This window comes from Streptococcus sp. HMSC076C09 (assembly GCF_001837905.1).
GTDB classification, from domain to species: Bacteria; Bacillota; Bacilli; order Lactobacillales; family Streptococcaceae; genus Streptococcus; species Streptococcus parasanguinis_I.
The window spans coordinates 191,737-198,273 of the sequence record NZ_KV834647.1; the positions used below are offsets into that span (position 1 = coordinate 191,737).

The following is a 6,537-nucleotide window of genomic DNA, read 5'->3' on the forward strand; positions in this document are numbered from 1 at the left end:
GAATTACCGATTTCTGTCCCACTCTCTTTTTTTCCTAAAAAATGTAGTGCAATCGTAAACTAACAGAAAATTGTTTGAAATCTCAATAAATATATATAATTTACATAGAAATGAGTTGATAGAAAGATAATTTAGGAAAAAATAGAATAAAAACAAGTCTGGTAAGCGTTTGCAAAAATAACTAAAAAGAGGTAGACTAGGAGTATAAAAAATCAGGAATAGTGCCTTTTTTAAAAGGGACATTCGAAAAGGAGATTTGCCATGAAGAAATGGTTGTTTAAACTTTCATTGGTAGCAATGACATTTTTGCTCCTACCAGTTCAAGCCGTTCAAGCCTGTTGTGGCTTTATCATTGGTCGCCAATTGACCAAGGATGGGACCACTCTCTTTGGTCGGACAGAAGACTACCCTTACTATCCAAATGGTGGAAAGCACAACAAAAACTTTGTAGTTGTTGATGCGAAGAACTATAAGGAAGGGGATCAACTGGAAGACGAATCTAATGGTTTTACCTATCCACATGCTGCCAGTGAAATGAAATACACAGCGACTTATGACTCTGCTCGTGGAGATGGTAGTAACGGTGCCTTTGGGGAACATGGATTTAACGAAGCCGGCGTTTCTATGACCTCAACTGTTACAGCCATTCCAAACAAAAAAGTCTTGAAGACTGACCCATTGACAGAAAACGGTCTCCCAGAAGCTGCCATGCTTGATGTAATTTTACCTCGTGCAAAATCTGCTCGTGAAGGAATCGAATTACTTGCGAAAGTCATTGAAGAAAAAGGTTCAGCTGAGGGGAATACAGTTGTTATTGCGGACCAAAAAGAAACTTGGTATATGGAAATTCTTTCTGGTCACCAATATGTAGCTGTTAAAGTCCCAGAAGACAAATATGCAGTCTTTGCCAATACCTACTACCTTGGTCATGTAGATTTGAATGACAAGGAAAATGTGATCGCTTCGAAAGATGTCGAAAAAGTAGCTAAAGAATCTGGTAACTACAAGACAGATAAAGATGGTAACTTCCATATCGCTAAATCTTATGGACCAGAAAAATATGCTGAAGGAGACCGTTCACGTACTTACGCAGGAATCACCCTTTTGGATCCAAAATCGAAAGTGACTTACGAGGATGACGAATACGAACTATTCCGTTCTCCAACTGATCCAAATAAGAAATTTACTTTAGAAGATGCCTTTGCTATGCAACGGAATCGCTTTGAACACTTAAATGGTCGCTTCGTACCGGACGATCAAATTGGAGTGAAGAAACAAGGTGATAATGGTAGCAATGATGCTGTTCGTAAAGACCAATACAAGTATGCTTTAGGAAATGAAAACGTTATTGATGCCCATGTCTACCAAATCAATCCAAAACTTCCAAAATCATTTGGTGGTACTTTATGGCTTGGTATGGGACCATCTCGGAACACACCTTATGTTCCATTCTATGGTAATCTAAAAGATACTTACGAAGCCTTCAAACCTCAAACAGCAACTTATGATCCAAATTCATGGTATTGGACAGTATGGCACATTGACAACATGGCGATCAATAACCAAGATGTCTTTGGAAAAACAGTTCAAGATCACTGGAAAGCTCTGGAAAAACAATTTATTGTTGATCAAGAGAAGAAAGATATTGAATATTATGCGTTGAAAGATCAACCTGAAGCTGCAAAAGCTGCTGAAGATAAGGTGACAAAAGATGCCCTTGAATTGTCTGATCGTCTCTTCCAACACTTCAAAGATTATGAAAAATTAATGGAAAAACAATTAGAGGCAGCTGGACGTAAGTCTGATCCTTATCGTGCTTCTAAACCAGATAACTATAAAGATCCTGAAGAACCTAAGAAACCAGACACACCAACGGTTCCAGAAAAACCACAAATCCGTGAAGATGCGAACAAAGTTTACATCCCAGCGCCAAATTATGTAGCAACATCTTCTACACGTGATATTCCTGCTAATGCAGAAGGAAATCCAAACAATCGCTTTGGCTATGCTGCTAACAAGGAGAAACAACCAGTTGTATCTCCTAAAGTAGAGACTCCTGTGAAGCCAGAAGAAAAAGTTCAAGCTCCAACTGAAGCTCCTGTAGCAGGAAATAGTGTAAACAACAATAATCGCTTCGGATCTAATTTCAATCCAGGTGAAATTGAAACTTACTCAAATACAAACTATTCTTACAATGTTCATCCTTAAACAATAAGAATTAAAATGTGAATTGGACCAAGTCCAATGAAACAAAAGAGGCCGGATTTTTATCCAGCCTCTTTTTTACGAAAAAAAGATTGACCATTGTAAGGTAGCAAATCCCTTACATTATATGGCCAGTCTTTTTGTATTCTTTGATTTGTGAATGATTAGTCTGCAGTTTTCTCAGATTCTTCTAATTGTTTTCCAAGATCAATGATGTATTGTTTGAGATCATCTTTAACCTGTGGATGCTTCAAAGCATAATCAATCGATGTCTTCATGAAACCAAACTTGTCACCTACATCGTAGCGTTGGCCTTTAAATTCACGTGCAAAGACTCGTTGGGTCTTATTGAGGGTGTCGATCGCATCCGTCAATTGAATTTCATTACCAGCACCTGGTTCTTGATTTGCAAGAATGTCAAAGATCTCTGGAGTCAAAAGATAGCGGCCAATGATGGCGAGATCACTTGGTGCATCTTCTGGAGCTGGTTTTTCGACAAAAGTTTCAACGCTATAGAGACCATTGATGCCCTCTCCTTGAGGTGCGATCACACCGTAAGAAGAAACCTCTTCGTGAGGGACTTCCATTACAGCGATGGTTGACGCATGGGTTTCATCGTAGTCGTTCATCAATTGTTTGGTCAATGGCAAGGCATCATCATTGGTGATGTCCATGAGATCATCTCCCAACATAACGACAAAAGGCTCGTTTCCAACAAAGGCCTTGGCTTGAAGAACAGCGTCCCCTAAACCTCGAGGGTGACTTTGGCGGATGAAATGAAGATTAATCGCTGTTGTATCATTGACCAACTTGAGTAAGTCAGTCTTGCCTTTTTGCTCGAGATTGTATTCCAATTCGAAGTTAGAATCGAAATGGTCTTCGATCGAACGTTTGGCCTTCCCTGTTACGACAAGGATTTCTTCAATCCCAGATTTCAGAGCCTCTTCTACGATGAATTGGATCGTAGGTTTGTCAACGATTGGCAACATTTCCTTTGCCAAAGCTTTGGTAGCTGGGAGGAAGCGTGTCCCCAAACCAGCCGCAGGAATGACTGCTTTTCTAACTTTAGTCATATAGTTTCCTTTCTAAAAGGTAGGATTGATGTTAGGGTGGTTGACTTATTTCCACTCATTTTCTTCTTTAAATTCATTGCTCATCATGTGGTGGATGGCTTCGCGGATATCTTTTCCTTCATAGATGACTTGGTAAATGGCTTGTGTAATCGGCATGTAGACATCCAATTCTTGGGCCAGCTCGTGGGCGACTTTGGTCGTAGAGATCCCTTCAATGATCATACCCATGTTGGCTTCGATGTCTTCCAATTTTTCGCCACGTCCGAGAGCATCCCCAGCTCGCCAGTTACGGGAGTGAACAGAAGTTCCGGTAACGATCAGGTCACCAACCCCAGACAAACCGCTATAGGTCAATGGGCTAGCTCCGAGCTTAACGCCAAGGCGCGTGATTTCAGCGAGACCGCGCGTGATGATGGCTGCTTTGGCATTGTCACCATAACCAAGACCGTGCAGGGCCCCAGCTCCGACCGCGATGATATTTTTTAAGGCCCCAGCAGTTTCCACTCCGATAACATCTGTATTGGTATAGAGGCGGAAGTAGTGATTGCTAAAGAGTTCTTGAACATAGCGTGCAGCTTCTAAATCTTTTGAAGCTGCTGTAATGAGGGTGATGTCCCGTACGATGGTTTCTTCCGCGTGACTCGGTCCAGAAACGACCACTACCTCACTGCGAAGAGAAGCAGGGATTTCTTCTTCAAGGATTTGAGAAATCCGATCGTGTGTACCAGGTTCGAGCCCTTTAGAAGCGTGCATGACTGTGACAGGGTGATCCAGTGTTTCAGCGACTTGTTTAGCGACCAAGCGGGTCACCTTTGTAGGAACGACAAAAAGGATAGCATCCACACCGTCCAAAGCTGCTTTCAGATCAGTCGTAGCGGTAATTTGATCACTAATAACGATGTCTTTGAAATAGCGTTGATTGGTATGAGCGGTATTGATTTCATCGATTTGTTCTTGGATATTTCCCCAGAGACGGACTTCATGGCCGTTATCATTGAGGACTTGTGAAAGGGCTGTTCCCCATGAACCAGGACCCAATACTGCAACGGTTTGTTTTTCCATTGTATCTTCCATTTCTATGTCTATTTTTTCAACAAGGCTAGGAATCTAGCGCTTGCACCTTCGAAACGGCCTAATGTATGCCTTGAAGGACGATTCTATTTTCCTCTCTATTTTAACATAATATAGGTAAAAAAACTTGTATGATCATCAATTGTTTTGTGAGGAAGGTGAGGGTGATAAATAAAATCTATCACGGTTTTAAAAAATACATATTAGACACTATCACTAATGGGTGGTAAGATAAGTAGTAGTTAAAATGAAGGAGGAATGAATATGTGCAGAACAATTGTTGGAGTATCCGCTAATCTCTGTCCGGTTGACCCGGAAGGGAAAAACCTTCATTCCTCCGTGTCTAGTCAATTTGCGGAAGGGATCCGTCAAGCAGGTGGACTTCCAATGGTCATCCCGATGGGAGATCCTTCCTTAGTTAAGGATTATGTTGAAACGATTGACAAGTTGATCCTAAGTGGAGGTCAAAATGTCGATCCTAGTCTCTACGGCGAAGAAAAAACCATCGAAAGCGATGATTACAATATCGAACGGGACCAATTTGAGCTTGCCCTACTGAAGGAAGCGGTTCGCCAAAACAAACCGGTTCTAGGAATCTGCCGTGGGGTTCAGTTGATCAATGTAGCTTTTGGAGGAACACTCAATCAAGAGATTGAAGGGCATTGGCAAGGTCTTCCATTTGGGACTTCCCATTCTATCGAGACTAAAAAAGGTAGTGTGGTAGAGCAACTCTTTGGTCAGGCCAGTCGAATCAATTCCGTTCACCGTCAAAGTATCAAGGATCTTGCACCAAATTTCCGTGCGACCGCCTTTGATCCGCGCGATCACACCATCGAAGCGATTGAAGCAGTAGACGGCCATCGGATTATGGGCTTGCAGTGGCATCCAGAATATTTGGTCAATGAAGAAAAAGGGAATTTAGAACTCTTCCGTTATTTATTACAGGAATTATAATGAAATTAGAGGTTGGACTTGAGCCGATCTCTTTTTTGTGTCTTAGAAAGGACGCAAAAATACTGGAAATAAGATCAGAAAACAGGACGGTCATCAATAAAAAAACAGGTCCATCTAGCAATGCTAGATGAAAACCTGTTTTAGAATTATTCGTCGCGTTTTTTGGCAACGAGCATGCTTCCAGCTCCTGCAAGCGCAAGTCCTGCTGCAACAAGTCCAGCACTTACTGTTTCACCTGTAGAAGGAAGGGTATGTTTCTTATCTTCTTTTGGTTGACTTCCAGAAGGTTTATCTCCTTTTGGTTTGTCTGTTGACGGTGTAGTAGGCGGAGTTGGTGGTGTAGTAGGCGGAGTTGGTGGTGTGTTTGGTGGTGTTAGATAGTTTATAACTGTCCCCTTGTCTACTACAAGGTTAGGTGCAGCTTTTAATTCGCTAGCAGATACAGTAATAACATCCGTTAATAATTGGTAGCCAGCTGGCGCTGTCAACTCCTTAATAACATAATCTCTTGCTTCCAATCCAGTGAAGGAAACAAGACCATTGGTATCGGATGTAGCAGTCGCTTGGCCTTCGCCATATGGGTTGGCAACTGGTGTCACACCATCTGCCTCATAGAGACCAAATACAGCACCTGCAAGGTCTTGACCTACTAGATTCACTTTATGCAATTGGATGTTGTAAAGTTTTAACTCGGGTTTGTCAACAGTTGGAGGAGTTGGAGGGATATAAGTAAATGGTTTGTTAACGACATTTCCTTTATCCACTACACTATTTGAAACAACCAAATCACTAGCTAAGATTTTGATGACTTCATCTGATAACTGGTAGCCATCTGGAGCTGTAAGTTCTTTCACCACATAATCTTTTGCTTCTAATCCTGTAAAGGTTACAAGACCATTCGCATCAGAAGTTGCAGTCGCTTGACCTGCACCATAAGGGTTCGATACAGGAGTCGTACCATCTGCCTCAAAGAGACCGAATACGGCACCAACAAGAGCTTTCCCTTCTTGGTTCACTTTATGCAATTGGATGCTGTAGAGTTTCAATTCAGGTTTGTCAACAGTCGGAGGAGTTGGTGGAATTGAAGTGAATGGTTTGTTGACCACTGTTCCTTTGTCTACGACGAGGTTAGTCGCAGCTTTCAACTCGCTAGTAGAAACTTTAATCACATCTGTTGATAGTTGATATCCTTCTGGAGCAGTAAGTTCTTTCACCACATAATCTTTTGCTTCTA

Annotated in this window: 5 protein-coding genes; 2 read left to right on the forward strand and 3 right to left on the reverse strand. The window is 41.7% G+C overall.

Translation table 11 applies throughout. The features are described 5' to 3' along the window. The first annotated feature begins 261 nt into the window (after positions 1–261). Positions 262–2,208: a C69 family dipeptidase gene (locus tag HMPREF2704_RS07800; RefSeq protein ID WP_070674474.1), complete on the forward strand. Its 1,947-nt coding sequence runs from the start codon at positions 262–264 to the stop codon at positions 2,206–2,208. Positions 2,209–2,369: 161 nt separating this feature from the next. Here HMPREF2704_RS07800 and galU read toward each other — a convergent pair whose 3' ends face one another. Beyond that, positions 2,370–3,278 (reverse strand): UTP--glucose-1-phosphate uridylyltransferase GalU, encoded by a 909-nt coding sequence (gene galU, locus HMPREF2704_RS07805; protein ID WP_070674471.1) that lies wholly within the window; start codon positions 3,276–3,278, stop codon positions 2,370–2,372. Positions 3,279–3,323: 45 nt separating this feature from the next. Continuing rightward, a complete protein-coding gene (locus HMPREF2704_RS07810; RefSeq protein ID WP_037608137.1) occupies positions 3,324–4,340 on the reverse strand; it encodes an NAD(P)H-dependent glycerol-3-phosphate dehydrogenase in 1,017 nt (338 codons plus the stop codon). Positions 4,341–4,613: 273 nt separating this feature from the next. Between HMPREF2704_RS07810 and HMPREF2704_RS07815 the strand changes: the two genes are divergently transcribed. Then, positions 4,614–5,303: a gamma-glutamyl-gamma-aminobutyrate hydrolase family protein gene (locus HMPREF2704_RS07815; protein ID WP_003002057.1), complete on the forward strand. Its 690-nt coding sequence runs from the start codon at positions 4,614–4,616 to the stop codon at positions 5,301–5,303. Between the two features lie 146 nt (positions 5,304–5,449). On the opposite strand, the gene HMPREF2704_RS07820 is transcribed toward HMPREF2704_RS07815, so the two are convergent. Next, positions 5,450–6,537, reverse strand: a 1,088-nt coding sequence (locus HMPREF2704_RS07820) for an MSCRAMM family protein (protein ID WP_141760644.1), incomplete at its 5' end; no start/stop codon positions are given.

Excerpts from the sequence above, each read along its gene's own strand:
- galU (WP_070674471.1), bottom strand. The coding sequence starts at position 3,278 with ATGACTAAAGTTAGAAAAGCAGTCATTCCTGCGGCTGGTTTGGGGACA.
- HMPREF2704_RS07815 (WP_003002057.1), top strand. The coding sequence starts at position 4,614 with ATGTGCAGAACAATTGTTGGAGTATCCGCTAATCTCTGTCCGGTTGAC.
- HMPREF2704_RS07810 (WP_037608137.1), bottom strand. The coding sequence starts at position 4,340 with ATGGAAAAACAAACCGTTGCAGTATTGGGTCCTGGTTCATGGGGAACA.
- HMPREF2704_RS07800 (WP_070674474.1), top strand. The coding sequence starts at position 262 with ATGAAGAAATGGTTGTTTAAACTTTCATTGGTAGCAATGACATTTTTG.